Origin of the sequence: Sporosarcina sp. ANT_H38 (assembly GCF_008369195.1) — a bacterium.
Lineage (GTDB): Bacteria > Bacillota > Bacilli > Bacillales_A > Planococcaceae > Sporosarcina.
This window is the reverse complement of the sequence record NZ_VOBC01000001.1, coordinates 1,463,759-1,490,064: the sequence shown is the minus strand read 5'-3', so window position 1 is coordinate 1,490,064 and position 26,306 is coordinate 1,463,759. Positions and strand designations below refer to the sequence as shown.

General features: G+C 40.2%; 19 protein-coding genes. 17 read left to right on the top strand and 2 right to left on the bottom strand.

Annotation, left to right across the window (positions count from 1 at the left end):
- Positions 1-8 precede the first annotated feature (8 nt).
- Positions 9-1,568 carry a flagellar assembly protein A gene (locus FQ087_RS07015; RefSeq protein ID WP_188006663.1) on the top strand — a complete coding sequence of 520 codons (1,560 nt, stop codon included), beginning with the start codon at positions 9-11 and terminating at the stop codon, positions 1,566-1,568.
- Positions 1,561-2,268 carry a glycerophosphodiester phosphodiesterase gene (locus tag FQ087_RS07010; RefSeq protein WP_149579770.1) on the top strand — a complete coding sequence of 236 codons (708 nt, stop codon included), beginning with the start codon at positions 1,561-1,563 and terminating at the stop codon, positions 2,266-2,268. The genes FQ087_RS07015 and FQ087_RS07010 overlap by 8 nt, the downstream gene beginning before the upstream one ends.
- A 134-nt stretch (positions 2,269-2,402) precedes the next feature.
- Here FQ087_RS07010 and FQ087_RS07005 read toward each other — a convergent pair whose 3' ends face one another.
- Complete coding sequence (locus tag FQ087_RS07005; RefSeq protein WP_149579769.1) at positions 2,403-2,639, bottom strand: DUF2627 domain-containing protein; 237 nt, start codon at positions 2,637-2,639, stop codon at positions 2,403-2,405.
- A 126-nt stretch (positions 2,640-2,765) separates the two neighbouring features.
- Between FQ087_RS07005 and FQ087_RS07000 the strand changes: the two genes are divergently transcribed.
- The 15 genes from FQ087_RS07000 (at position 2,766) to FQ087_RS06930 (ending at position 23,690) form a co-directional block, all read left to right on the top strand.
- The gene (locus FQ087_RS07000) at positions 2,766-4,808 is read left to right on the top strand and encodes a sigma 54-interacting transcriptional regulator (protein ID WP_149579768.1); all 2,043 of its coding nucleotides are present in this window, start codon (positions 2,766-2,768) and stop codon (positions 4,806-4,808) included.
- Positions 4,809-4,839: 31 nt separating this feature from the next.
- Positions 4,840-5,742, top strand: a complete 903-nt coding sequence (yqiS, locus tag FQ087_RS06995; RefSeq protein WP_370456067.1) for a phosphate butyryltransferase — start codon at positions 4,840-4,842, stop codon at positions 5,740-5,742.
- A 40-nt stretch (positions 5,743-5,782) separates the two neighbouring features.
- The gene (locus FQ087_RS06990) at positions 5,783-6,877 is read left to right on the top strand and encodes a Leu/Phe/Val dehydrogenase (protein WP_149579766.1); all 1,095 of its coding nucleotides are present in this window, start codon (positions 5,783-5,785) and stop codon (positions 6,875-6,877) included.
- Between the two features lie 174 nt (positions 6,878-7,051).
- Positions 7,052-8,152: a butyrate kinase gene (buk, locus tag FQ087_RS06985; RefSeq protein ID WP_149579765.1), complete on the top strand. Its 1,101-nt coding sequence runs from the start codon at positions 7,052-7,054 to the stop codon at positions 8,150-8,152.
- Positions 8,153-8,180: 28 nt separating this feature from the next.
- Positions 8,181-9,608 carry a dihydrolipoyl dehydrogenase gene (gene lpdA / locus FQ087_RS06980; RefSeq protein ID WP_149579764.1) on the top strand — a complete coding sequence of 476 codons (1,428 nt, stop codon included), beginning with the start codon at positions 8,181-8,183 and terminating at the stop codon, positions 9,606-9,608.
- 146 nt (positions 9,609-9,754) lie between these two features.
- Entirely contained in the window at positions 9,755-10,762 is a 1,008-nt protein-coding gene (locus FQ087_RS06975; protein WP_149579763.1) for a thiamine pyrophosphate-dependent dehydrogenase E1 component subunit alpha, read from the top strand.
- A complete protein-coding gene (locus FQ087_RS06970; protein ID WP_067209847.1) occupies positions 10,762-11,745 on the top strand; it encodes an alpha-ketoacid dehydrogenase subunit beta in 984 nt (327 codons plus the stop codon). The genes FQ087_RS06975 and FQ087_RS06970 overlap by 1 nt, the downstream gene beginning before the upstream one ends.
- Before the next feature lie 20 nt (positions 11,746-11,765).
- Complete coding sequence (locus FQ087_RS06965) at positions 11,766-13,082, top strand: dihydrolipoamide acetyltransferase family protein (RefSeq protein ID WP_149579762.1); 1,317 nt, start codon at positions 11,766-11,768, stop codon at positions 13,080-13,082.
- 258 nt (positions 13,083-13,340) lie between these two features.
- Positions 13,341-15,023 carry a methylmalonyl-CoA mutase family protein gene (locus tag FQ087_RS06960; RefSeq protein WP_188006662.1) on the top strand — a complete coding sequence of 561 codons (1,683 nt, stop codon included), beginning with the start codon at positions 13,341-13,343 and terminating at the stop codon, positions 15,021-15,023.
- Complete coding sequence (gene scpA / locus FQ087_RS06955) at positions 15,010-17,169, top strand: methylmalonyl-CoA mutase (RefSeq protein WP_149579760.1); 2,160 nt, start codon at positions 15,010-15,012, stop codon at positions 17,167-17,169. The genes FQ087_RS06960 and scpA overlap by 14 nt, the downstream gene beginning before the upstream one ends.
- A gap of 41 nt (positions 17,170-17,210) precedes the next feature.
- Entirely contained in the window at positions 17,211-18,245 is a 1,035-nt protein-coding gene (meaB, locus tag FQ087_RS06950) for a methylmalonyl Co-A mutase-associated GTPase MeaB (protein WP_149580788.1), read from the top strand.
- Between the two features lie 224 nt (positions 18,246-18,469).
- On the top strand, positions 18,470-19,147 hold the full coding sequence (locus FQ087_RS06945; protein ID WP_149579759.1) for an HAD family hydrolase: 678 nt from the start codon (positions 18,470-18,472) through the stop codon (positions 19,145-19,147).
- A 1,928-nt stretch (positions 19,148-21,075) separates the two neighbouring features.
- The gene (locus FQ087_RS06940) at positions 21,076-21,522 is read left to right on the top strand and encodes a GatB/YqeY domain-containing protein (RefSeq protein ID WP_149579758.1); all 447 of its coding nucleotides are present in this window, start codon (positions 21,076-21,078) and stop codon (positions 21,520-21,522) included.
- Positions 21,523-22,018: 496 nt separating this feature from the next.
- Positions 22,019-22,507, top strand: a complete 489-nt coding sequence (locus FQ087_RS06935) for a GNAT family N-acetyltransferase (RefSeq protein WP_188006661.1) — start codon at positions 22,019-22,021, stop codon at positions 22,505-22,507.
- Positions 22,508-23,171: 664 nt separating this feature from the next.
- On the top strand, positions 23,172-23,690 hold the full coding sequence (locus FQ087_RS06930) for a GNAT family N-acetyltransferase (RefSeq protein WP_149579756.1): 519 nt from the start codon (positions 23,172-23,174) through the stop codon (positions 23,688-23,690).
- Positions 23,691-24,960: 1,270 nt separating this feature from the next.
- Here the strand turns inward: FQ087_RS06930 and FQ087_RS06925 are convergent.
- The gene (locus FQ087_RS06925; protein WP_149579755.1) at positions 24,961-25,596 is read right to left on the bottom strand and encodes a pentapeptide repeat-containing protein; all 636 of its coding nucleotides are present in this window, start codon (positions 25,594-25,596) and stop codon (positions 24,961-24,963) included.
- Positions 25,597-26,306 lie beyond the last annotated feature (710 nt).

Genomic DNA, 26,306 nt, shown 5'->3' with positions numbered 1-26,306 from the left:
TCGAATCGGTGTTAATTCAAAATGAGTTTTTTGATCTTTTGGTACAAGAGGAAAAAGTTATATTGCGCACCAAGAAGAATGGTTTTCCACTTAAATCATTCGACACAATAACGCGAGAACATCCACGAATAAAAATTATTTCTTTCCCAGTTTTAAGAAAAGCACTTACAGATCTAGAAGAACATGTAATAGGCAATTGGATCCCAGCTATAGAAGTATCCATCGCGCCTGATAAAATGATGGCCCAACTTTACATAAATGTATCAACCAAGGAATTTGAAGAAAATAAACAATCAATCTTAAAGCAAGCCGAAAAAGTGCTTGATGATGCCGGAGTTATTTATGGAAGGCAAGCATTGCTAGAAGAACCGTTTAAGCCGGGTGAACCCATTATCGCAGCTATTGGAAGACAGCCTCAGAAAGGTGAAGATGCAGTCGTAACATACATCGAAATACCCGAACGAAGGCCGGAGATTCGTGAAGACGGTTCTGCTGATTACTTTGAAATGAATTTCGTTACTCCTGTTAAACAAGGTGATTGGCTTGGTGAGAAAATACCTACGCAAGAGGGCGTTAATGGCATGGATGTGGTCGGAAACGAACTTCCAGCTGAGCGGGGAAATGATGCTAAGATTTACTTTGACAGGAAATCAGTGGACGAAGAACAAGATGTGGATAAATTAGTGTTGCGGGCATCGTTTGGAGGGGCTTTGGAAAGCATTGATGGTTTGATTGGCGTCGGAAAACAACTGGTAGTAAGCGGGGATGTCGGTCCTGAAACAGGCTCGATAACATTTGATGGGAGTGTTGTTGTTTATGGAACAGTACTTGCCGGATTTTCAGTAAATGCAACAGGAGATATTTCTATTGAAGGAAATGAAGGTATCACGAATGCAAAGGAGATTCAGTCGTCAGAGGGAGACGTTTACATAAAAGGAGGAATCTTCGGCGGTGGATTGACGATTGTCGAAGCGCGAGGAAATATATTCGTTAAACATGCAAATAATTGTAAATTGTACGGGAAAGAAGTACATGTCGGCTTATATCTACTTGGGACGGAAGTTAGAGCGGAATCTGTATTTATCGATAAAAACAAAGGTAAAATTATTGGTGGAGAAGTTGAGGTGCTTTATAAAATTGAATGTGCATATGCAGGAAATAGCCACGAACGGAAGACGATCCTTCGTGCGAAAGGGATCGACAAGGAACTGCTTTATATGGAAATTCAAGAAATGGCAAAAAGTCTAAAAGAACACCAAGAGACATTCGGAAAACTTGAACAGCATGCCCTTCCATTTAGGAATAACGAAAGTCAATTGAGGGGTCCTCAGGCAGACGCATATGAAAAGATGTTGGAAGTGATTGAGTCGAACGGAAAGGTTATAGCTGAACTTGACAAAGAGATTCAACTGAGAATTCGTAAAATTAAGCAAGCTGTACCTGCTCAAATCGAAGTGACGAGAGAAGCCAATCCAGGCACAATCATCCAAGTTAATTCCAAATCGTCCACACTCCATGTTACCACTAAAGGTATTTTTGAAATCGTCGATGGAGTCCTGAATGTTTAATCCGACAGTTTTTGCACATCGGGGCGCATCAGGCATCTGCTTTGAAAATACAATGAAAGCATTTGAGAAAGCCATCGATCAAGGCGCTGATGGAATAGAACTAGATGTACAGTTAACTGAAGATGGGGTGCCGATTGTCATCCATGATCCAGAACTTTCTAGGCTTGCAGGTATTCGAAGGTCAATTTCATTCATGACAAGTGCAGAAATGGCGGAAATTCGTGTTGGAAGGAAATGCAGACGGATATTTTTTGGGCACCACATTCCGACATTGATAGAAGTGGTGACATTTTGCGAAAAACACAGTTTAGCCCTCAATGTGGAATTGAAAGAAACTGTTTCGGACCGCCCTGAATTAATCAAACTGATCATTGATATAGTTTCCGTTGTTGACGATGTCCATATCTCTTCATTTGACTACCGCTTACTTGAGTTGGTCAAAGAGGAGAACGAGCGAATGGAAACTGCATATCTTATCCGGAAGAAAAGCGTAGATTGGACTAATCTTAAACAGTATTCATCTGCAGATGGCTTCCATTTTCACAAACGCTTGTTGAAAGAGCCATATTTGACTAATCTTATTCAATCTGAAAAAAAGATTCGAGTTTATGGAATGCAAGGAACAGAAGCAATCACTTTCAATCCACCCTCGTATATAGACGGTTGGATAACGGACTTCCCTGATCGATTCAATAAATAAAAAAAGGACCAAGACTGGTCCTTTTTCTATTTAACTAAATAGAGCCTACAAGATGTAGGTCGTGCAATGGGGAGGATTAAACACCTTGAGAGGGCGTAGTGATTTTGCCTACCATTCATTAGCGCACTTGAATTTCACTTTTGCTTAAATCGTTCTTGGACGCGTCCTTTTCTCCGGTCGCGGCGTAATAGAAAACCCGCAAAAAACCATAGGCCACCTGAGAACAGAAAAAAACCTACGATAAATTGAAGCCAAATGAATGGAAATGGATTAAATAATATTCCGAATATCGAATCTCGCATTAATTTTATACCGCCGGCCGCAAAAAGTCCGGGTATTAGAAGGACTATAAACGCTGCTAGACGTGCCATATACACCAACTCCTTACCGAATCTAATTTTACCTACTCTAATTTCATTGTCAAGAACATAGCTTTCATGTATGATATAGTTGTAATTGCAAAAGATTGCATGGTTAAAAAAGGAGAATGAACATCCTTGCAAAACGTTCTCATTGTCGGGGCTGGGACAGGCGGATCGATACTACTGGACCTATTCCAAAACTTAGAATTCATGAATGTAAACGCAATCATTGATACGGATGAACAAGCACCAGGAATAATTCTTGCGAAAAAACTAGGCATTGCGTATGGAATGGATTGGACAAATTATCTGACTGATGATTTACATATCATTTTCGATGTAACAGGCGACGAGTTTGTATTCGCTGAACTGTTAAAAGTGAGGCCTGACCATACCGTACTAATACCTGGTTCTGTCGCGAATCTCCTTGTAAAGCTTCTTGAGGAGAACGATACATACATTAAGCGTATCCATGCTGAAATGCATAAGCAACGGATGATCTTTGATTCAGTTGAAGAAGGTATGATTGGAATCGATAAAAAAGGAACTATTGATTTTTTCAATAAGAGTGCCTCAAAAATAATCGGATTCCCAATTGAAGAAGCTGTTGGACAGCTGATTACGGAAGTAATCCCGACGACTGAGCTTCCAAGAGTATTCAATTCAGGTAAAGCGGAATTAAATGAGGAACAGATTCTTGGAAACGGCTTGAAAATCGTCACTTCCCGTTATCCTCTCTTCGATTCTACTGGAAAAAAGGTTGGCGCTTTCGCAGTGTTTAAAGATATTACGGAAGTTGTTGCACTTGCGGAGGAAATTACAGATTTAAACAGAGTAAAGACGATGCTTGAAGCCATTATCCATTCAAGCGACGATGCGATTTCAGTCGTCGATGACAAAGGCTATGGGATTCTAGTTAACCCTGCTTATACGCGAATTACAGGTCTTTCTGAAGATGAAGTCATTGGAAAACCTGCCAATGCAGATATAAACGAAGGTGAAAGTATTCATATGAGAGTGCTTAGGTCGAGAAATCCGGTTCGTGGTGTTAATATGCGTATCGGTGAAAATAACCGAGAAGTAATTGTCAATGTTGCACCAATCATAGTAGATCATCAAGTAAAGGGAAGTGTCGGAGTCATTCACGACATAACTGAAATGCGAAACCTGATGAAAGAACTAGATCGGGCGCGTACAATCATTCGGAAACTCGAATCTACTTATACTTTTGATGATATCTTCGGCGGTTCGGCTGATATTGAAATTTCAATTGAACAGGCAAAATTAGCTGCCAAATCTGATGTTCCGGTCCTTCTTCGTGGGGAAGCAGGAACAGGAAAAGAATTATTTGCACATGCCATTCACAGTAGCTGCGAACGGCGGTTCAATAAGTTCATCCGTGTAAATTGTTCTGCAATGCATCCAGCCAAATTAGAATCGGAACTATTCGGACAAGAATCAGGGTTTTCTCAAAATGGGAATGATAGTACTCCAGGACTTTTCAAAGAGTCTGAAAAGGGGACGCTGTTCCTTGATGAAGTGGCTGATTTGCCGATCGTAATTCAAGAGAGATTGCTCAACTACTTAAAAAGCGGAACGATCTTCAAAAATGGGGGAACCTACCCCGTCCATTTGTCCGTCCGAATCATTGCGGCGTCTTCTAAAAATTTAGAAAAAGCAATGCATGAGGGAACATTCATTGAAGAGCTCTATTATGTTTTAAACCGACTATCTATTCAAATTGCCCCGCTACGATCTCGGAAAAAAGATATTCCATCAATCGTAGGGCATTTGCTTGTGAGACTGAATCAGGAATTCGGTATGAATATTGAAAAGATTACCGATGAAGCGCAAGAACGGCTGAAGCAATATGATTGGCCGGGAAACGTACGAGAACTCGAAAATGTAATTAGCCGCGCTATGATTTATATGGACTCAGGAGAAGTCGTTATTAGTGTGAAAGATGTGGTTAAATCTCTTTCATCTAGGGAAAACCCAGTAGAGGAACAGTCACTTCCAGAAAAAAGCACACTAACTTCGATTATGGATGAATACGAAAAAACCATTCTTGAAACGGCACTGCGTGAAAATAATGGAAACAAATCATTAACGGCCAACAGGCTTGGTATTTCGCTTCGATCACTTTATTATAAACTTGAGAAATTCAGCCTCGTTTAAGTAACATTTAGTCAATGGAGGAGAAACAATGATTACACTCGACTCACTAATCGTACAAGCAGCTTCGAAGAAAGGTCCTGTTGTTGCTGTCGCGTCAGCTGCGGATCGAGAAGTACTTGAGGCTGTTAGCGTCGCAATTGCAAAAGGAATTGCGTCATTCATGCTTTTTGATGACGAAAAGCGGATAAAAGATTTGATGCACACAGATTTTCCGCACTTAATAGATAGTGAAAAAGTTAGTATTCATCATGCTGAGGATACTATAAATGCAGCGACCCTTTCTGTGAAAGCGGTTTCAAGTGGGTCGGCACATGTCCTGATGAAAGGTAACTTGGCCACTTCCATCATTCTCAAGGCAGTATTAAATGGAGAGTACGGTTTGAAGACAGGGAAAATACTGTCTCATGTCGCAGCGTTTGAAGTTCCTGGATATAACCGTTTACTTTTCGTTACAGATGCAGCAATGAACATTGCACCTGACCTTGAAGCGAAAGCGCAAATCATTCGTAATGCGGTTGCTGCTGCACATGCGTGCGGTGTGTCTGAACCAATCGTTGCACCGCTTGCTGCCGTTGAAACTGTCAATCCAGCCATGGTACCAACAACAGACGCAGCATCACTTGTCGCCATGAATCGGCGCGGTCAAATCTTGGGTTGCATCGTTGACGGTCCACTTGCTCTTGATAATGCAGTATCTGAAAAGGCCGCTGCTCAAAAAGGAATTATTGGAGAAACTGCTGGTAAAGCTGATATTCTTCTGGTTCCGAATATCGAAGCAGGAAATATTCTCTACAAATCATTAATGTATTTTGCCAACGCAAAAGTGGGTGCTATTATCCAAGGTGCAAAAGCGCCAATTGTCCTTACATCGAGGACAGATAGTGCCGAAAGTAAACTGTATTCGTTGGCACTAGCAATCCTTTCGATAAAATAAAACAAATAAAAATGAACGATGCCCTTAGGAGGAATTTACAATGGAAATTTTCAAATATATGGAACATCAGGATTATGAACAACTAGTAATTTGTCAGGATAAAGCTTCAGGACTAAAAGCAATCATCGCTATACATGATACGACACTTGGACCAGCACTTGGGGGAACACGTATGTGGACGTATGCGAGTGAAGAAGAAGCTATTGAAGATGCACTTCGTCTTGCGCGTGGCATGACGTACAAAAATGCAGCTGCTGGTTTGAATCTAGGTGGCGGAAAAACAGTTATTATAGGAAATCCAAAAACAGACAAAAACGATGAAATGTTCCGTGCTTTCGGTCGTTATATTGAAGGTTTGAACGGTCGTTACATCACTGCAGAAGATGTAGGAACAACTGAAGCGGATATGGACTTAATCAATCTTGAAACGGATTATGTTACAGGTACTTCTGCTGGAGCAGGTTCATCTGGCAATCCTTCTCCTGTAACTGCTTATGGTATTTATTACGGTATGAAGGCAGCAGCAAAAGAAGCATTTGGTGACGATTCGCTAGCGGGCAAAACAATAGCGGTACAAGGTGTCGGAAACGTTGCATATGCTCTTTGTGAGTTCTTGCACGAGGAAGGTGCGAAACTGATCATCACGGATATTAACGAAGAAGCTGTTCAGCGTGCGGTTGATGCGTTTGGCGCAACAGCAGTCGGCATCAATGAAATTTACTCTCAAGAAGCAGACATATTTGCACCATGTGCACTAGGTGCAATCATTAATGATGAGACGATTCCACAATTGAAAGCAAAAGTTATCGCAGGATCGGCTAACAATCAATTGAAAGAAACGCGTCATGGCGATTTAATCCACGAAATGGGTATTGTCTATGCACCTGACTACGTTATCAACTCAGGCGGCGTAATAAATGTTGCAGATGAGCTTGATGGTTATAACCGTGAACGTGCACTGAAACGCGTCGAGGGCATCTATGACGTAATCGGAAAAATATTTGCAATTTCAAAACGCGATAATATTCCAACGTATGTTGCAGCTGATCGCATGGCGGAAGAGCGTATCGCACGTGTTGCGAATACAAGAAGCACTTTCTTACAAAATGAAAAAAGCGTACTTTCAAGACGCTAAAAAAGAAAAGCGATAGCGATCTGTTTAGGCGTGACAGGCATTAGCTAGACCGGCGAAACGACGTTCATTGTCGTACATAGGAGTGATATAGTTCAATCCTTCCCAGCGGGCTCAATGACCCCGAGCGTCTGGTCGCTGTAGCTAGACATAAAGAAAAGCAGAAGTTGCATTGTTATGGAAGGAGGACCTATAGTGCATGAGAATCACCATAGGATCCTAGTAATTAATCCAGGATCTACATCAACAAAAATAGGTGTCTTTGAAGGCGAAAGTCAACTGATGGAATCTACGTTAAGGCATAGTTCAGAAGAAATTGCACAGTATCCTTCAATCATCGATCAATTCAGGTTTCGTAAAGAGGCAATCCTTGAATCGCTTGAAAAAGAAAGCATCAATATTTCTACATTATCTGCCATTTGTGGTCGGGGCGGTCTTCTGCGCCCGATCGAAGGTGGTACTTATTCTGTTAACGAAGCTATGATTAAAGATTTAAAAACAGGTTATTCAGGTCAACATGCATCTAATCTCGGGGGCATAATTGCGCATGAAATCGCATCCAGCCTAAACCTTCCCGCTTTCATTGTCGATCCCGTCGTTGTCGATGAACTTGCACCAATCGCACGAATTTCTGGATTTTCGGCAATTGAGCGAAAATCGATATTCCATGCCCTGAACCAAAAAGCGGTTGCAAGACGCTACGCAAAACAAGTCGGAAAAAAATACGACACTCTCCGGTTAATTGTTACCCATATGGGCGGGGGAATAACAGTCGGCGTACATGAGTTCGGAAAAGTAATCGATGTGAATAATGGACTTCACGGTGACGGCCCATTTAGTCCGGAACGTGCAGGGACAGTCCCGGCGGGTGATCTCATCGATCTATGTTATTCTGGAAAATACTTCCGTCATGAAGTGATGAAGAAACTTGTTGGTCAAGGCGGTCTCGTCGGTTATCTCGGGACGAACGACGCCGTTCGAGTTGAAAAACGAATAGAAGATGGCGATGAAAAAGCAAAACTAGTTTACGAAGCGATGGCCTATCAAGTTGCAAAAGAAATTGGAAGTGCGGCTGCCGTCCTTCACGGCCAAGTTGATGCAATCATCCTTACGGGTGGACTCGCATATGGTAAAAGCTTCGTGAAAGAGATTACATCCAAAATCGACTGGATTTCGGATGTTGTCGTTTATGCTGGAGAAGACGAACTACAAGCACTTGTAGAAGGCGTACTCCGCGTTTTAACTGGTGAAGAAATAGCTAAAATCTACCCGTCTTGACGGGTCGTTGTGAGGGAGGTCATCTATAATGGCAAGGGAGTATGATGTAGTTATTTTAGGAGGCGGAACAGGCGGCTATGTCGCTGCGATTCGCGCTGCTCAATTGGGACTGAAAACAGCACTTGTTGAAAAAGGCAAACTTGGCGGTACATGCCTGCACAAAGGATGTATTCCAAGTAAAGCATTATTAAAAAGTGCTGAAGTATTCGATACAGCAAAAAATCAGGCAGCAGATTTTGGTGTTAATATAAAAGACGTATCATTAGATTTCAGCCGTGTACAAGCACGAAAAGATGGTATCGTTAAACAGTTACATGCTGGCGTGACTGCATTGATGAAAAAAGGGAAAATTGACGTATTTGATGGACTTGGCAGAATGCTTGGGCCGTCAATCTTCTCACCAATGCCGGGCACTATTTCAGTGGAAATGAACAACGGTGACGAAAATGAAATGCTTATCCTGAAAAATCTGATTATCGCAACTGGATCAAGACCACGTACATTACCTGGTCTTGAAATCGATGAAAATCAAATCATGTCTTCAGATGGGGCACTTTCTATGGAAGCACTCCCTAAGTCGATTATTATCGTCGGTGGCGGAGTTATCGGAATTGAATGGGCATCTATGCTCAATGATTTTGGCGTCGAAGTTACGGTTCTTGAATATGCTGACCGAATCATTCCAACTGAAGACGATGACATCTCGAAAGAAATGAAAAAGCTATTGACGAAAAAAGGAATCACTTTTGCGACAAGTGCGAAAGTACTCCCAGAAACCTTAGTTAAAAAAGAAGGATCTGTCACAATTTCTGCTGAAATGAACGGTGAAACAATGGCATTCACAGCTGAAAAAATGCTTGTCTCTGTCGGCCGTCAGGCAAATATCGAAGGGATCGGCCTTGACAACACTGAAATTGAAGTTGTAAATGGCTTTATTAAAACAAGACCAACATTCCAGACGAAAGAACATCATATTTATGCAATTGGTGACGTTATTGGCGGATTGCAACTTGCTCATGTAGCTTCTCATGAAGGGATTGCGGCTGTCGAACATATTGCGGGTCTGAAAAATGAAGCGATCGACTATACAAAAATTTCACGTTGTATTTACTCAAGCCCCGAAGCATCAAGCGTTGGCATAACGGAGAAACAAGCGAAAGAACAAGGATTCGATATCAAGGTCGGCAAGTTCCCGTTCATGGCAATCGGAAAAGCGCTTGTCAACGGCAATTCGGACGGCTTTGTAAAAATCATTGCTGATAAAAAGACAGATGACATCCTAGGTGTTCATATGATTGGTGCACATGTTACTGATTTAATATCAGAAGCAGGACTTGCGATGGTTCTCGATGCGACGCCGTGGGAAGTGGCAAGCACGATTCATCCGCATCCATCTCTATCTGAAGTAATGGGCGAAGCAGCTTTAGCCGTAGACGGAAAGGCTATCCATATGTAAATAGGTTTCAGGAGTCTAAATGAAGAAAGCTGCCAGGGCCTGCACGATACAGGTCCTGCAGTGGAGAGGGATTGGACTTCATCCCTCTTTATAGCGACATGAAGTCGCAATATTAGGCAACGAACCATAGGAGGGGGATTTTAGAAATGGCAAAAACACGTCATGAAGAACTTGGTTTAACAAGTGAGGATGTACTACAAATTTTCGAAACGATGCTTATGGCCCGCCGTATTGATGAGCGTATGTGGCTCCTTAACCGTGCCGGGAAGATTCCATTCGTTATTTCATGCCAGGGGCAAGAAGCAGCGCAAGTTGGAGCAGCTTTCGCTCTTAATAAAGAAATAGACTGGATTGCACCATACTACCGCGATATGGGCGTAGTTCTACATTTCGGAATGACTCCGAAAGATTTGATGCTTTCTGCATTTGCAAAAGCAGAAGATCCTAACTCGGGTGGGCGTCAAATGCCTGGTCACTTCGGTCAACGCAAAAACCGCATTTTAACAGGATCATCACCTGTTACAACACAATTACCGCATGCGGTTGGTGTAGCTCTTGCGGCGAAGATGAAGAAGGAAGATTTCATTACTTTCGTTACACTTGGTGAAGGTTCATCCAACCAAGGAGATTTCCACGAAGGCATGAACTTTGCTGGTGTCCATAAACTACCGACAGTTATCATGGTTGAAAATAATAAATATGCAATTTCAGTTCCAGTTGAAAAGCAACTTGGATGTGTCAATGTTTCGGATCGTGCAATAGGTTACGGAATGCCTGGTGTTACCGTTGATGGCACTGATCCACTTGAAGTTTACAAAGTTGTCAAAGAAGCGGCAGATCGTGCCCGTCGTGGAGAAGGGCCAAGCCTTGTTGAGACCATCTGTTACCGCTTAACAGCTCACTCTTCCGACGATGACCAACGTCAATACCGTGATGCTGAAGAACTTGCAAATGAGAAGGAATTGGATCCAATCCCTATGTTTGCAGCTTATTTGAAAGAAGTCGGCATACTAACGGAAGAACTTGAAAAAGAAATGGAAGAACGCATTATGAAAGAAGTGAACGAAGCGACCGATTATGCGGAAAACGCTGCGTACGCTGAACCTGAATCTGCGCTGCTCCATGTGTATGCTGAAGATGGGGGGAACGTATAATGGCTGTTATGTCTTATATCGATGCAATCACACTTGCAATGAAAGAAGAAATGGAACGGGACGACCGCGTTTTCGTTCTTGGTGAAGATGTTGGACGAAAAGGCGGTGTCTTTAAAGCAACGGCAGGTCTTTACGATCAATTCGGAGAATACCGTGCACTTGATACACCACTTGCGGAATCTGCAATTGCAGGTGTCGGAATCGGTGCAGCAATGTACGGCTTACGTCCTATTGCTGAAATGCAATTTGCTGATTTCATCATGCCGGCTGTGAACCAAATTGTTTCAGAAGCAGCAAAAATTCGTTATCGTTCGAATAACGACTGGTCTTGCCCAATTGTTATTCGTGCACCATTTGGAGGCGGTATCCACGGTGCTTTGTATCACTCACAGTCTGTCGAGTCGATGTTTGCAAGCACTCCTGGTTTGAAAATCGTCATCCCATCAACGCCATATGATGCAAAAGGGCTTCTCAAAGCAGCAATTCGTGATGAAGATCCGGTATTGTTCTTTGAACATAAACGCGCTTATCGTTTGATCAAAGGTGAGGTACCATTAGACGATTATGTGTTGCCAATCGGCAAAGCAGATGTTAAGCGTGAAGGTGATGACATCACAATCATCACATACGGACTATGTGTTCATTTTGCATTACAAGCAGCTGAACGTCTTGCGGAAGATGGTATTTCAACACATATCCTTGATCTTCGTACAGTTTATCCGCTCGACCAAGAAGCCATCATTGAAGCGGCTTCAAAAACAGGGAAAGTCCTATTAGTTACTGAAGATAACAAAGAAGGAAGTATTATGGGGGAAGTTGCGGCAATTATTGCTGAAAATTGCCTGTTTGAACTTGATGCGCCAATTAAACGTCTTGCTGGGCCAGATATTCCGGCAATGCCATATGCACCGACAATGGAGAAATTCTTCATGGTGAATCCAGACAAAGTAGAGAAGGCAGCACGTGAACTTGCTGAATTTTAACCGGGAAGGAGGTCAATTTAATGGCTATTGAAAAAATATTAATGCCACAACTCGGTGAAAGTGTGACAGAAGGCACAATCGAGAAATGGCTTGTTAAACCAGGCGATACTGTTAACAAATATGATTCACTTGCAGAAGTGAATACAGACAAAGTAACAGCTGAAGTTCCCTCTTCATTTACAGGTGTCATTAAGGAATTGATAGCACAAGAAGGAGAGACGCTTGCAGTTGGAGCACTTGTTTGTACGATTGAAACTGAAGGTGGCGGAACTGCGGAAGTTGCTGTAGAAGCGGCGCCTGCAAAAGAACAAGCTGCAAAGGAAATGCCTTCAGTAGATACCCCAAAAACGGCTTCATCTTTGAATCGTGAAAAAGGAGCGGCAGCTGGACGTTATTCTCCTGCGGTACTTCGTCTTTCACAGGATAACGGCATTGATTTGTCACTAGTGGAAGGTTCAGGCAAAGAAGGACGCATCACGCGTAAAGACTTGCTTGCAATTATCGAGAGCGGTACTATCCCAACAGCACCTGTAGCTTCTGCAGCGCCTGTTGAGGAAACGGCAGCACCTGCACCGGCCACAGAGCCGACATCTGCAGAAAAACCATCTGTGCCAGTCAATGTTCCGGTTGCGGTAGGCGATATCGAAATTCCTATTACAGGTGTTCGTCGTGCAATCGCGAGCAATATGTTACGTTCGAAACACGAAGCGCCGCACGCATGGATGATGATTGAAGTCGATGTCACAAGTCTTGTTCAATACCGTGATTCATTGAAAAACGACTTCAAGAAGAAGGAAGGCTTCAACCTGACATACTTCGCATTCTTCGTGAAAGCAGTGTCTCAAGCATTGAAAGAATTCCCGATGATGAACTCAATGTGGGCCGGAGACAAAATCATTCAGAAAAAAGATATCAATATTTCCATCGCAGTCGCCTCGGAAGATGCTCTTTATGTTCCGGTCATTAACAATGCGGATGAAAAAACAATCAAGGGCATTGGTCGTGATATTCAAGAGCTTGCAGGAAAAGTACGTTCAGGCAAACTGAAGTCGTCTGAAATGCAAGGTGGTACATTCACAGTGAATAATACTGGTTCATTCGGCTCGGTGCAGTCTATGGGCATTATTAACCATCCTCAAGCGGCAATACTGCAAGTTGAATCAATCGTAAAACGTCCTGTTGTAATGGCTGGCGGTATGATTGGTGTGCGTGATATGGTGAACTTATGTCTCTCACTCGATCACCGTGTTCTTGACGGTCTCGTTTGTGGTCAATTCCTTGCACGCGTGAAAGCAATTCTTGAAAATGTAACTTCGGAAAATACATCTGTTTACTAAGTGTAACTATAAACCCCAGACCGTTAATGCGGCACTGGGGTTTATTTTGAAAGATAAGAATTATTTTTTTTGACATGGAACAGTGTCTAGGCTCTAATCCCTTGGTTCACGCGAAGTGGGGAGAGGATTGAGCTACATTCCTCTTACTTGTCGTGAATAAAGTGCCTTTTTCACTTTTCTCAACTTTCCAAAATTAGTGAGGTCAGGTAAACTAGTAATAGATTGATTATTATGAGGAGGGAAGCGCAAGCGCATAATATGACTATACATAACATGAAAATAACAACATTCGATATAGCTGGATTTGAACAATGGAAAGAAGCCGCGGTGCTGTCATTGAAAGGAAAACCTTTCGATTCGCTTATCACGAAAACGATTGAAGGAATTGACTTGCAGCCACTCTATACGCAGGAAAGTCTTGTTAAACGTGCACAGACAATCCGTGTAGCAAAAAAAGAGGCGGGCTGGATCGTTGCACAGCAGCCATATGCTGAGAGCGCAGAGAAATTTGTAGCTGAATTGAAGAGTTCAATTGAGCGTGGTAATGAAGCCATTGTTTATGACGGCACAAAACAATTTCGGTGGGAAGAATCATCACTCACTGAAGTAGCACGACTAATGACGAGGTATCCAATATTTATCACAAATACACAAAAGAATGATTCATTCTTGAAGATATTCTCCCTAGTCCCAGAAACGGAGCGATCTACTGTAAGTGGTGCGATTGCTGTTATGGATTGGACCATTCCTGAAGGGTATACATTCGTCCGGGCAACTAGCGCAGATATGTGGGATGCACATCACAAAGGTGCGGATGCGGTAACTGAACTTGCATTAGTACTGGCATTTGCAGCAAATCTAGCTTCAAAAGAGGACAACTTTAGCGATTTAGCCGATGACTTTTTCGTTCGTTTTGCTGTAGATACCCATTTCTTTATGGAAATCTCAAAATTCCGAGCGTTTCGTATTCTTTGGCAAGCATTCACTTCCGCTTATGGAGTAACGGCAACACCTTATGTTCCAATCATTGCAACGACTTCGTTGCGTTCTTACTCCAAACTAGATCCATATGTCAATGTATTGCGGGCCGGAAATGAAACATTTGCTGCAGTTCTTGGCGGCGCCGACGTAATCACTGTTCACCCGCACAATATCATTACTGGACCGACAAACAGTTCTATACGTATGGCCCGTAATATTCAACTCGTAATAAAAGAAGAAACCCATACTGATAAAGTAATCGATCCTGCAGGCGGTTCTTATTTCATTGAAACGTTAACTTCTGAACTTGTTGATAAAGCATGGGCACTCTTTTTGGAAATCGAGTCTTTAGGTGGCTACGATGTATTCAGTACCAGTGGTCGACTCGAATCATTACTTGACCAACGCAAGAGCGACGTTTCGAAGGGGAAACAGTCGTTGATTGGTACAAATGTCTATGCTGAATTGACGGATACGAACTTTAGGGATTGGGACGGTATTCAATTTGACGGACGTCTTGCGAAACCTTTCGAAAAATTAGCTGAACTACAAAAAGATCGTGCAACAAGTATTGCATTATTGACGTTCGGTGAATTGAAAGATTTTAAACCGCGTGCCGATTTTGTTAACGGCTTTTTAGCGACAGGCGGTATGCGTGCGGAGTGGAGTCCGGCATTCGATAATGCACAACAAGCCCTTAAATGGCTGGCGGATGAAAACCCAGACTATGCGATCGTCTGTGCAACATCTTCCCTCACTGAAACTGTAATGGAACAATTGTTAGCCGAGCGAGCACAACATCTAATCCTGGATGTAGCAGGTAAGTACGATACTGCACTTTCTAATAAATGGCTAAATGCCGGCTTAAATGGCTTCATTTTCGCGGGTCAAGATAAAGTGGAGAAACTGATAGCTATCAACGATAAATTGAAAGGGGCCGTGACTCATGAACAAGCCTGATTTCAACAAAGTAGACTTGCGGAATTTTGCTGGCAATGCAATAGAAACAGCAAGCCAGTCAGGAAAGCTATTTAGAACAAATGAAGGAATCGACGTTAAAACACTCTATTCGGGTAAAGACACAGAGAATCTTGACCATTTAACTGATTTACCTGGCATCGCACCAAATACAAGGGGCCCCTATCCGACAATGTTCGTTTCCAGACCGTGGACAGTCCGTCAATATGCCGGATTTTCAACTGCCGAGGAAAGTAACGCATTTTATCGGCGGAATCTGGCAATGGGCCAAAAAGGATTATCTGTTGCATTCGACCTGGCAACTCACAGAGGGTATGACTCTGATCATTCACGTGTCACGGGGGATGTCGGAAAAGCCGGAGTTGCAATCGATTCAGTAGAAGATATGAAAATCCTATTTGAAGGCATTCCATTGGATCAAATGTCAGTTTCTATGACGATGAATGGTGCAGTATTGCCAATTTTGGCGTTTTACATCGTAGCGGCAGAGGAACAAGGTGTGTCACCTGACAAGCTAGCAGGCACAATCCAAAACGATATTTTGAAAGAATATATGGTGCGAAATACATATATTTTCCCTCCAGAAATGTCAATGAAGATCATTGCGGATATTTTCGAATACACGTCTAGTAAGATGCCGAAATTTAACTCAATCTCTATTTCTGGCTATCATATGCAGGAAGCGGGTGCAACGGCTGATATCGAACTCGCCTATACGCTTGCAGATGGTCTTGAATACGTTCGTACAGGTTTAAAGGCAGGTATTGACATCGATTCGTTCGCACCTAGACTCTCGTTCTTCTGGGCTGTCGGCATGAATTACTATATGGAAGTAGCTAAAATGCGCGCTGCTCGTAAAATGTGGGCACAAATGATGCAGACGTTTGAACCGAAAAATCCGAAGTCACTTGCGCTTCGTACACATTCGCAAACGTCAGGATGGAGTTTGACGGAACAAGATCCGTTCAACAATATAACGCGAACATTGATAGAAGCTAACGCTGCAGCGATGGGCCACACACAATCGCTCCATACGAATGCGCTTGACGAAGCGATCGCATTACCAACAGACTTTTCTGCCCGAATTGCGCGGAATACGCAATTGTTCTTGCAAGAAGAGACAATGATGACAAAAGTGATTGATCCATGGGGCGGTTCGTACTACGTCGAAAAACTGACAGATGAGCTAATGGACAAAGCTTGGGAGTTAATCGGAGAAATCGAAGAACTCGGCGGTATGGCGAAAGCGATTGAAACGGGCCTTCCGAAAATGAAAATAGAAGAAGCTGCAGCAAAACGTCAGGCTCAAATCGACTCACGTGCAGAATCAATTATCGGCGTGAATAAATACCGTCTAGATACCGAAGATCCTATCGATATTTTAGACATCGACAATACGTTGGTACGTCAGAAACAAATCGACAGAATCAATCAGATGAAAGCAGATCGAAACGAAACAGAAGTAAGGACAATTCTTGCAGAGTTGACAGAAATTGCACGTAGCGGTGAGGGTAATCTTCTTGCATGTGCCGTTAATGCAGCGCGTTCACGCGCAACAATCGGTGAAATTTCAGATGCAATTGAAACTGTATCAGGACGACATAAGGCAGTGATTCGTTCGGTAAGTGGCGTATACAGTTCGAATTTCTCGAACGCAGAGGAAATCGACGAAGTGAAAATGATGTCAGAAGACTTTTTGGAAAATGAAGGTCGTCGTCCGCGTATCCTCATTGCGAAAATGGGGCAAGACGGTCATGACCGTGGTGCGAAAGTAATCGCGTCCTCATTTGCGGATCTTGGTTTTGATGTTGACATCGGACCATTATTCCAAACGCCCGAAGAAACGGCCTTGCAAGCTGCTGAAAACGACGTCCACGTCATTGGTGTCAGTTCACTTGCGGCGGGGCATAAAACACTTGTACCAACATTGCGGGAAGAACTCGCAAAAATTGGCCGGGAAGATATTCTTATTGTAGTTGGAGGCGTAATACCAGCGCAGGATTACGCATTCCTGCGTGAAAATGGGGCTGCAGCAATTTTTGGTCCAGGAACCGTCATTCCAGTTGCTGCACAAAAAGTCATTGAGGAAATCTATCGCAGGCTTGGTTACGAGGAAGTGGCGGATTGAAAGATAACAACCGTTTAACTGATGATAGTGCGTTGAATGTGATGGGGGGGATTACGTCCTCACATGATGGCATGGCAGCAACGGCGCGGAAACGTTTTGTGAAAAAGGTCCGCGAAATTTCTGTTGAAGAGTTGTCAGAAAAGATATCAAATGGTTCTCGACTTCATCTAGCAAAAGGGATTACGCTCCTTGAAAGTATTATTCTACAAGACAAAATAGCGGGTCAACAACTTTTGCTCAACCTGCTTCCTAAAACGGGCAATAGCATCAGGATTGGTATTACGGGTGTCCCGGGTGCAGGAAAAAGCACGTTCATCGAAGCATTCGGGCTAATGCTAGCTAACGCCGGTCACAAAGTTGCAGTACTTGCTATAGATCCGAGCTCAACTGTTACAGGTGGCAGTATTCTTGGTGATAAAACGCGGATGGAGGAACTGGCCAGGCATCCAAACGCATTCATTAGACCTTCACCGTCGGCAGGAACTCTAGGCGGCGTTCACAAAAAATCGCGCGAGACGATGCTGCTTTGCGAAGCTGCTGGTTATGATGTCATTTTAATTGAAACTGTTGGTGTTGGGCAAAGTGAAACAGTTGTCCGCGGAATGGTCGATTATTTCATGCTACTCGTGCTGACTGGTGCCGGGGATGAATTGCAAGGAATGAAAAAAGGAATCATGGAGCTGGCTGATGGAGTTGTTGTTCACAAAGCTGATGGTGATAACTTGAGGCTGGCGAAGAAAACTGTACGAGAATATCGCCAACTGCTCCATTTTCTCCAACCAGCATCACCAGGCTGGACATCAACGGCACTTCCTGTTTCATCGATTAAAAATACCGGACTCGAAGAAGTTTGGACAACTGTTTTGTCATTCAAAGAAACAATGGGTAGCGATGGATTCTGGAGCGGGCGCAGGCAGTCGCAGACAAAAGATTGGTTCCGTTCCATGATTAATGATCGGCTTGTGGATACATTTTTTGCGGAACCTGGTAGGAAGGAAGAGGTGGCGGAACTTGAGAATGGGCTGCTTGAGGGACGTCTTACGGTGACCGGGGCGGTTGAGCGACTGTTTGGCTAGAGCTACTAGGTATAGCTTTATGGAGCATAAACTATATGATTGATCCAATTGTATTTTAACAGAAAAAGATGTAGGTAAAGATCGAGCGCACTGTAAACTTAGGGATTTTAAAAGGCTCTTTTCGTAAACAGTGTTGCTTTTGAATAGAACAAGGAAAAACATACTTTTTATAGAATAATAATCACGGATGTTTATTTAGGAATGGTAATAAGGGAGAGAAATTAATGATACAATCACTGATTTTTGATATGGATGGAACTCTATTTCAAACAGATAAAATTTTAGAATTATCACTTGATGATACTTTTAATCATTTACGGTCACTAAATAAATGGGACACAGTAACCCCTATTGATAAATACCGTGAGATTATGGGTGTTCCTTTACCGAAAGTATGGGAAGCTTTGTTACCTAATCATTCCAATGAAGAAAGAGAACAAACTGATGCTTATTTCCTGGAAAGTTTAGTTGAAAACATAAGAAAGGGAAAAGGTGATTTATATCCTAACGTAAAGGAAGTTTTCAGTTATTTGAAAGAAAATAATTATTCGATTTACATAGCAAGTAATGGTTTAACGGATTATTTAAAAGCAATTGTGAGTTATTATGATTTGGATAATTGGGTTACTGAAACTTTTAGTATTCAACAAATACAAACGCTTGATAAAGGAGATTTAGTTAAAACAATTATAAAAAAATATGATATAAAAAAAGCAGCAGTAGTCGGAGACCGCCTATCTGATATAAATGCGGCAAAAGATAATGGATTAATTGCAATTGGATGTAATTTTGATTTTGCACAGGAAGATGAACTCGCTCAAGCTGATATTGTAATAGACAACTTAATTGAACTAAAAACAATATTACCTAAAGTTTTTAGAACAAACGTTAGCTTTACTTGAAAACCAAAGAGCTGTATTAAACAGCTCTTTTTCTACTTAAACTAACTGGCCAATTAGTTTAAGTAGAGAAATGATGAAATGAGTTATTTAAAGTGAGGCGATCAATATGAGAATAGAATTAGCAACAAATGAAGAGATTGAAAAACTATATAAAAAATTCTAGAAATTCAACACACATCTTCTTGATGAGCCATTAAAGGTGTTTCCCTTTATCGGTATTATGGATGTATTTGATCAAATTCTTACGGAGCAAGAGGCGGGGAATTTATTAGGTTATGAGCATAATTTAAAATATGGTTTCAGATATTTAAGTTCTTTAACACGGATTTATCGTACAGAAAATGAAGTATTTGTTCATATCTATAATAAAGGATTAAGCAAAGAACAATTCAAATTAATTCTAGGCTCTTTAAATCGGATAGAGGCGAGTATTTTTAGAAAGTTGTTTGCTATTAACAAGGGCATATACAAAATTGGTGATGAAGAGCACTTATATTCCTGGTTAAAATTCCGGTTGAAGAATTGTATTTTTCTAATTTTTTCTTTCCATCTCTTGATACAGTATTTATAGGGAATTATGATTTATGTTTCCCTGTGTATAGCAAGACAAAAAAGGGTTTGAGAAATGCAGAGAGATTATTGAAAGAAATGATTTATTTATACGTGAATAATCGTAAAGTATTCAAATTTTACAGGCTGGACTTGATATAACTATTGCTGTTCTTCATTAACCAACGGTGGCGCGTCAAGTTCTGTAACAAACGTTAACAGCGTGAAAGACAGGTGAGTTAAGTTATAAAGCCAGGTGAAGTCGATAGAACAAAGGCTAAAGCCATTCCAATGGAATAGGTATGCATACGGATATGCTGGATTGCTAAGAAACTAGAATTGGTGAGAATAGTTCCTCGAGCAAATTAACAATGGCTGAGATGAACAATTTTTCACCCTCCGCTTACGAGGTATTAACTCATCTGTTAGAAACTCGTTCCTCACACTGAAATACTTCCTATCGATTGAAAAACCCCTCAAGTGGTACATCTTAATCCATAAAAGCGTCACTGAATTATGCCTTGCTGATGAGTTCGCGCAAGTCCCCTGAATAATAGCCGAGTAGATTCCGTATTTTTTTCAGTTTGGTTGTTTGAATCGAAATAAGGAGAGCGTGCATTTCCAAGTGGTCGAACAGATTTACTTTGTTTTCGTGAATACTAAACCTTAGCATTTCTAAGGATTGGCTGCGATAGCCTCCATAAAAATTGTACGCTAATTTACTATCTCCGATTGTTGAAGAAAAAAAGATTTTATTTTGCTGAAAGCGTTGTAGGTAACACTTCCGTAGGAGACGTTTTTTTAAGATCTTTAGAATTTATAGCTTTAGAAAGAAAGGATTCGGTCCCAAAACTCGTGGGCTGTGGCCGACTGTTAGATGGCTTCTCGGCTTCTACTGGACTGTTTATTTTCGACTGGTCAGTAAAAGGTTTAATGGCGTAAATAGTAGCGCCTAGACAGCTCATGACAGCCCGTTCTGTATGGTTCTTGAAGTTCTAGTGGGCTACACATGTTGCTTTGTCGCCACGTCTAAATCTTGTTTGTGGAATGTGCGTACTTAGTTAGGTATGTAATCATTGAAAGTATCCACTTTTAATCTTTATATAAAAGGGAAATGAGGTTTAGGATACATTTTGTTGAAAATATTTTTTGGGTTTAGGATTATAGCATAATAAATGGTGGATACACTTTAAGTACACGTGGTACATCTTAGTAAAAGGATTACAATTGGATACTAATAAGGCATAAATCAGACCTCTCTGCGTTTTTTTGACAGTTTTTCATTGTTATTAAATCGTTATTTACTCAAAAGTAATAAAGATAGTATATAATTGAAGACAGAAATAGGTGAAGATGAAGTAGAAAAGGGAGTTTTTAAAATGACACTTAAACAACAACTAAAGGATTCGATGAAAGTAGCAATGAAAGCAAAAAACAAAGAAGAATTAACAAGCATTCGTTTGGTTTTAAGTACGATTCAAAAAAAAGAAATTGATAAAAATGATGGTGTTGAACTTAGCGATGCGGAAGTTATGCAGATCATCCAAACGGAAATTAAACAAACGAATGAGTCTCTGATGTACGCGAAGCAATCTAACAAGGTTGAGATGATAACTGAGCTTGAAAATCGAATTCAGATGCTGACAGTTTATCTACCTAAGCAACTTAACGAAGATGAAGTTACAGCAGTGATAAAAAGTATTATCGAATCGAATGGTTTTTCTGGTAAGCAAGATATGGGCAAGGTAATGAGTCTTGCGATGTCTGAACTCAAAGGCAAAACTGAAGGCGGTTTGATCAGTAAGGTTGTTAAAGCGTTATTGTAGTATGAAATATACTATAACTATGAGCTGTTCCCCGAAATCCGGAAAGATTATTTTTAGGCGCTTTTAACTAAGCAGGCACGATTCATTCAATGAACCTGCATACGAATCAATGGATTCTGCACTGACCTAAAAAAAGAGGCAAATAAAATCAAGAAAAAGGCAACATTTGGTTCGATTTCGAACCAAATGTTGCCTTTTTAATTTTAATACATCTTTCAAACTTTTAAAACGTAAGTTTTTCAGTGGCCTCCCTTTACTGAGGAGTCTTTTTCTTATTAAGTAATGGAGTTAACTACTTCTATGAAGGGGTGTTATGTTAACCTGTTCTGTTTGATATTTTTAATGTCTGTTCAGGTTTGATCCCATGGAGCTGATCTCTTTTTCGAACAACTGGACAAAGTAATTATACATGAACTTAAATTATTTGAATGAACTGAATTTTATGAAGTGTGGTAATATAGGGGTACTTACAGTCTATTTAGAGGGGGATAAAGAAATGGTAATTAGAGAGATGCTCCTTTCTGACATAGAAAGCGTCAGAGATATTGCAGCACATACTTGGAGGGATACATATAGTACGTTTATCCCAGAAGAAATACAAGATAGGGTATTAAATGAGGCTTATTCTGCAGTTGCCATGGATAATAGATTTAAATCCTCTTTATTGTTGGTTTCTGAAAAGGATGAGGAAATTATGGGATATGCTTTTTTCTCTGGTGAATTATCGGGTAAAGACATATTCTTAGAGTCCTTATATGTTCATCCAAATCATCAAGGAAAAGGAATTGGAAAACAACTCTTATTAACTGGACTTACGAAATTCAAGGAACCGACTTCTTTATCATTAACAGTTTATAAAGGCAATCCGAATATTTCTTTTTATAAAAGAGAGGGATTCAAGGTTGTAACAGAGAATATGGGCGATTTTTTCGGACATCCAGTAGTCTTTACACTAATGAAAAAGAATTTAAAATGGACAGGATAGCTAAAAAAAATTCTACCTAAAGATATTCGTTTTTTATTAAAGAAGGTTATAAGTTATTAGATAATCAAGAAATAGCTTTTGAGCTTTCTTTACAACGGGTAAAAGAAAATACTCCATATCAGGATTTAGATTATTAAATTGCTGAAGCATCAAAATATTTAGCGCCTCCTAATGTAGCTCCACATCAAACAGGTGGTGCAGTGTATTTAACCCTAATTGATTCAAATAGTATTGAATTGGATCTCGGCACACCATTTGATGCCATACCACACGAGACTGACAACGCAACTTTTTTTGATGCAACAAATATCTCTGTAGAAAGCCATACAGAATCGTCAAATCCTCGCACACGCTCTTCAATCTGCTGGATTTGTTAAATTACTATACGGAATGGTGGCACTGGTCATACGGTGATAAGTACTGGGCTGTCATGAATAACAGAGATGATGCACTTTATAATCATGTTACAGATCAAGATTTGTTGGATTTATTGCAAGAGGGATAACTTTAACAAAGGGAGACTAAATAATCAGGATATTAATCATTGCTTTTATGAACGAATTCTATTGCTGTCGATAGGGCGAATTTTTTAATGTATTAACAGGCAGGTGTGGTAAACAAGAAATCTGTAATAGGCAAAAATGTGATAAAGGGGGTATTATACATGGCAGTATATATTGAACAATTACAAGTTACAGATGCCGAAGCTTTGTATAAGTTTGAACTTGAAAACAGATCTTTTTTCGAAGAAATGGTACCTACTCGTGGAGATGACTACTATAATCCTGAGATTTTTAATAAAAGACATGAGGCTTTACTTGAAGAACAAGTGCAAGGAGGTTCATATTTCTATTTAATTAAAGATAACGATAGTTCAATTCTAGGAAGAATAAATTTAGTGGATATTGATGAATCGCATAAAATCGGTTATCTCGGTTATAGGGTGGGGCAAGCAAATACTGGAAAAGGAATCGCTTATATAGCATTGAAAATATTAATAGAAACAGTAATTGACGAGGACATAAAACAGATTATAGCCAAAACAACAACTAATAACATAGCATCTCAAAGAGTTTTAGAGAAAAATGGGTTTGAAAGAATAGATACTAGTAGTGAAGAATTCGAAATGAATGGTCAGAAGATGAGTTTCGTTAATTATGCTTTGATTATTTCGTCTTGTTGAACTAAGGGGTGTATTAATTGAACAATAGGAGATCATCTAATGAAGGTTATGGAAATTCTTAACTTACCAAAATGCAGGACAATTTATCGATACTATATTGTTTATTATTTGTTCAAGGTAATGTTGAAATAGATGATTGGATGAACCACAAGGTATTATTTAAAATGACTCTTATTTAACTAACTGAGTAGATTACTTAAATAGTAAATTAAACGCAACTTTTTGCCGAACGCTACGTGTATGTTGAAAAGGGGAGGGAATATAATGCATTGGGTGATGTGGATTTTCTGGGGGTTCCATTGAAATCTTGATTGTAGGCATCTATCTTGTGGATTTTTTGACTGGGCGGAAATATAGTATTAAAGGACAGGAAAAGTCATTGAATCAGAACTCAGCGGGAGCGGATACTCTACGAGAAGTGGGGAGGCATGACCAGCAAAATGGACCGTTTTAAATTAAGGAAACCTCTTTTGCACTTAAACTAATGGGTAGTTTTAGTGAAGATTCAGCTGCCTTTATTTGTGACTTTTTCTTATTGAATTGAATCGATTTCACAATTACTTATAATATGTGTAAAGACGAACGATATAATTCATCTATCAATTCATAGTCCGTCAATTTACCAGACTACTCTCGTTGATTGTAGCGGAAGGTGGCGACTTGGCAACCTAAGTTCGCCGCGTCCTGCGGCAACAAGGAGGGATGGAGTGCAATCCCTCCCCGTTGCATGACCTACATCCTGTAAGCCTCGGGAACAGCACGAGCTGAAGCCCCCGCAGAAAGCATCCACGTGAAGTGGAAATCAACATTGTTCGTTTTTCCCGTTTAATAATCCTATTATGAAATTGATTCAATTATGGAGTAAAATACTTCCGTGAATTGGCGTTATGTAAAGTGGTTGTGAATAGAGAATACAAAATAAGAAAGTAGCCGTTAAATAATAACCCGTGCAGTTCAGTGTTACAAAAAATATATTAAAACACGAAAAAGACCGCTAATTCGCATGTGAATTAACGGTCTTTAAAATGCCTACAAATCAACATTTAAAACAAAAAACACTTGCTTTACCATTCTTTAGCCTGTTAGTTGAACGAAAATAGTTCTGCTATTGATTTCATAATAAATGATAAGTTTTTATATGGGGTGAAAACCTGCTAAAGATTGTGTTGATTTGTGTTCTATATGACGCGTTGTTGTGTATTTTGCACCACTCAACTGGACGGATTAGTTAAATTAAGGCTGCTTTATTAATGTATGAACTGAGAGAGCGTCATTCTTTAATAACTAAGCCCATTAATGTAGAAAATATGAGTGCTTGGTGTGAAGATACTTCACACCCCCGTAACTCATCTAATGAAACTGTTAAATTTTGAAACTCAGAAGTACTTATATCGATACCTTTTAAAAGTGTTCGGTCAAAACTTGTACCATCAATATTGCATGATAGGTACTTTGTTTTAATCAATTTACAATCAAAAAAATCAGCATTTTTTATCAAGGAATCTTTAAATACGATCTTATTTAAATTTGCATACCTAAACAAACTTAGATTTAAAACGGAATCTTCGAATAACACATTACCTAAACGTGCTTCTGTGAGATTAGTGCCAAGTAATTTACAACCTTTGAATGAAGCCCTATGAATGCTGGCCTGATTTAAATCAGCATTTGAAAAATCGCAATTCTCAAAACTAACATCCGTTATATTAATATTACTAAAAACAGTATTTTGGAATGTTGAGTTTTTCACAACCATACCTGTTAAGTTAACTCTGTCTATATTCTCACCATCAAAGAATGAATTTGTTATTAGGCAGTTACTTAAATCAGGGTCTTCCTCGTTGTAAATATCTTGAAAGTTTGCTGGGGATAGCTCTTTTGGGATCCTAGGTAGATCAATTTTCATATTAACACCTTCTTAAGTCATTTATTTTGAAAACGTGACAGGTAAGTAGTTAGCTCATGTTCTTAAATTAGATCAATCTTTCGATAATTGATTTGCTGTATTTAATGTGTAATATTATCGTTTTGTTTCCACACTCTTTTACGAATTCTATTGTACAGGTATATTTAATAGTATTTCATGTAATATGACTTCAATTTATATTTTTGACGAGTACCTACAAGATATTATTTTGTTTCTGGTTGGAATACAGTTTCTTTACATCTTCTTCGAGCGGACGACTGGGTGTCTATGTACTATACAAAATTGTTTAGCAATCAGTTCCAGAACTAGCACTTGGGGAAGTGATAAATTCAATAATTTACGTCTCCTCCAAAAAGAGGTATATAAACTAATCCATATGATCGACAAATATACTCATTAAAAATTTGGACATCACAGAAAAGATGTTAGAAAATAGATAATATCTAAAAAATGTAACTAGAACGAATTAAATAACTCAAATCTGCTAGAGTAACTTGAAACTAATAATTAATAAAACAATTGCTAGATGGAACGTGGAACGCTTGGAAACTGGCACGTTCCTTGTGGAGTACGGGGAATCTGGAGATAACTTATAATGTTTATCTATTACTAACGTTGGTGAATAAGTAGTGTTATGATTTTGATATAACTAAAAATAAAGATTATTAAGATAATACAATAGTTGAACA

Excerpts from the sequence above, each read along its gene's own strand:
- FQ087_RS06960 (WP_188006662.1), top strand. The coding sequence starts at position 13,341 with ATGACTATACATAACATGAAAATAACAACATTCGATATAGCTGGATTT.
- FQ087_RS06930 (WP_149579756.1), top strand. The coding sequence starts at position 23,172 with ATGGCAGTATATATTGAACAATTACAAGTTACAGATGCCGAAGCTTTG.
- FQ087_RS06975 (WP_149579763.1), top strand. The coding sequence starts at position 9,755 with ATGGCAAAAACACGTCATGAAGAACTTGGTTTAACAAGTGAGGATGTA.
- FQ087_RS06940 (WP_149579758.1), top strand. The coding sequence starts at position 21,076 with ATGACACTTAAACAACAACTAAAGGATTCGATGAAAGTAGCAATGAAA.
- meaB (WP_149580788.1), top strand. The coding sequence starts at position 17,211 with ATGGGGGGGATTACGTCCTCACATGATGGCATGGCAGCAACGGCGCGG.
- scpA (WP_149579760.1), top strand. The coding sequence starts at position 15,010 with ATGAACAAGCCTGATTTCAACAAAGTAGACTTGCGGAATTTTGCTGGC.
- lpdA (WP_149579764.1), top strand. The coding sequence starts at position 8,181 with ATGGCAAGGGAGTATGATGTAGTTATTTTAGGAGGCGGAACAGGCGGC.
- FQ087_RS06965 (WP_149579762.1), top strand. The coding sequence starts at position 11,766 with ATGGCTATTGAAAAAATATTAATGCCACAACTCGGTGAAAGTGTGACA.
- FQ087_RS07005 (WP_149579769.1), bottom strand. The coding sequence starts at position 2,639 with ATGGCACGTCTAGCAGCGTTTATAGTCCTTCTAATACCCGGACTTTTT.
- FQ087_RS06935 (WP_188006661.1), top strand. The coding sequence starts at position 22,019 with ATGGTAATTAGAGAGATGCTCCTTTCTGACATAGAAAGCGTCAGAGAT.
- FQ087_RS06945 (WP_149579759.1), top strand. The coding sequence starts at position 18,470 with ATGATACAATCACTGATTTTTGATATGGATGGAACTCTATTTCAAACA.
- FQ087_RS07010 (WP_149579770.1), top strand. The coding sequence starts at position 1,561 with ATGTTTAATCCGACAGTTTTTGCACATCGGGGCGCATCAGGCATCTGC.
- FQ087_RS06925 (WP_149579755.1), bottom strand. The coding sequence starts at position 25,596 with ATGAAAATTGATCTACCTAGGATCCCAAAAGAGCTATCCCCAGCAAAC.
- buk (WP_149579765.1), top strand. The coding sequence starts at position 7,052 with ATGGAAGGAGGACCTATAGTGCATGAGAATCACCATAGGATCCTAGTA.
- FQ087_RS06990 (WP_149579766.1), top strand. The coding sequence starts at position 5,783 with ATGGAAATTTTCAAATATATGGAACATCAGGATTATGAACAACTAGTA.
- FQ087_RS06970 (WP_067209847.1), top strand. The coding sequence starts at position 10,762 with ATGGCTGTTATGTCTTATATCGATGCAATCACACTTGCAATGAAAGAA.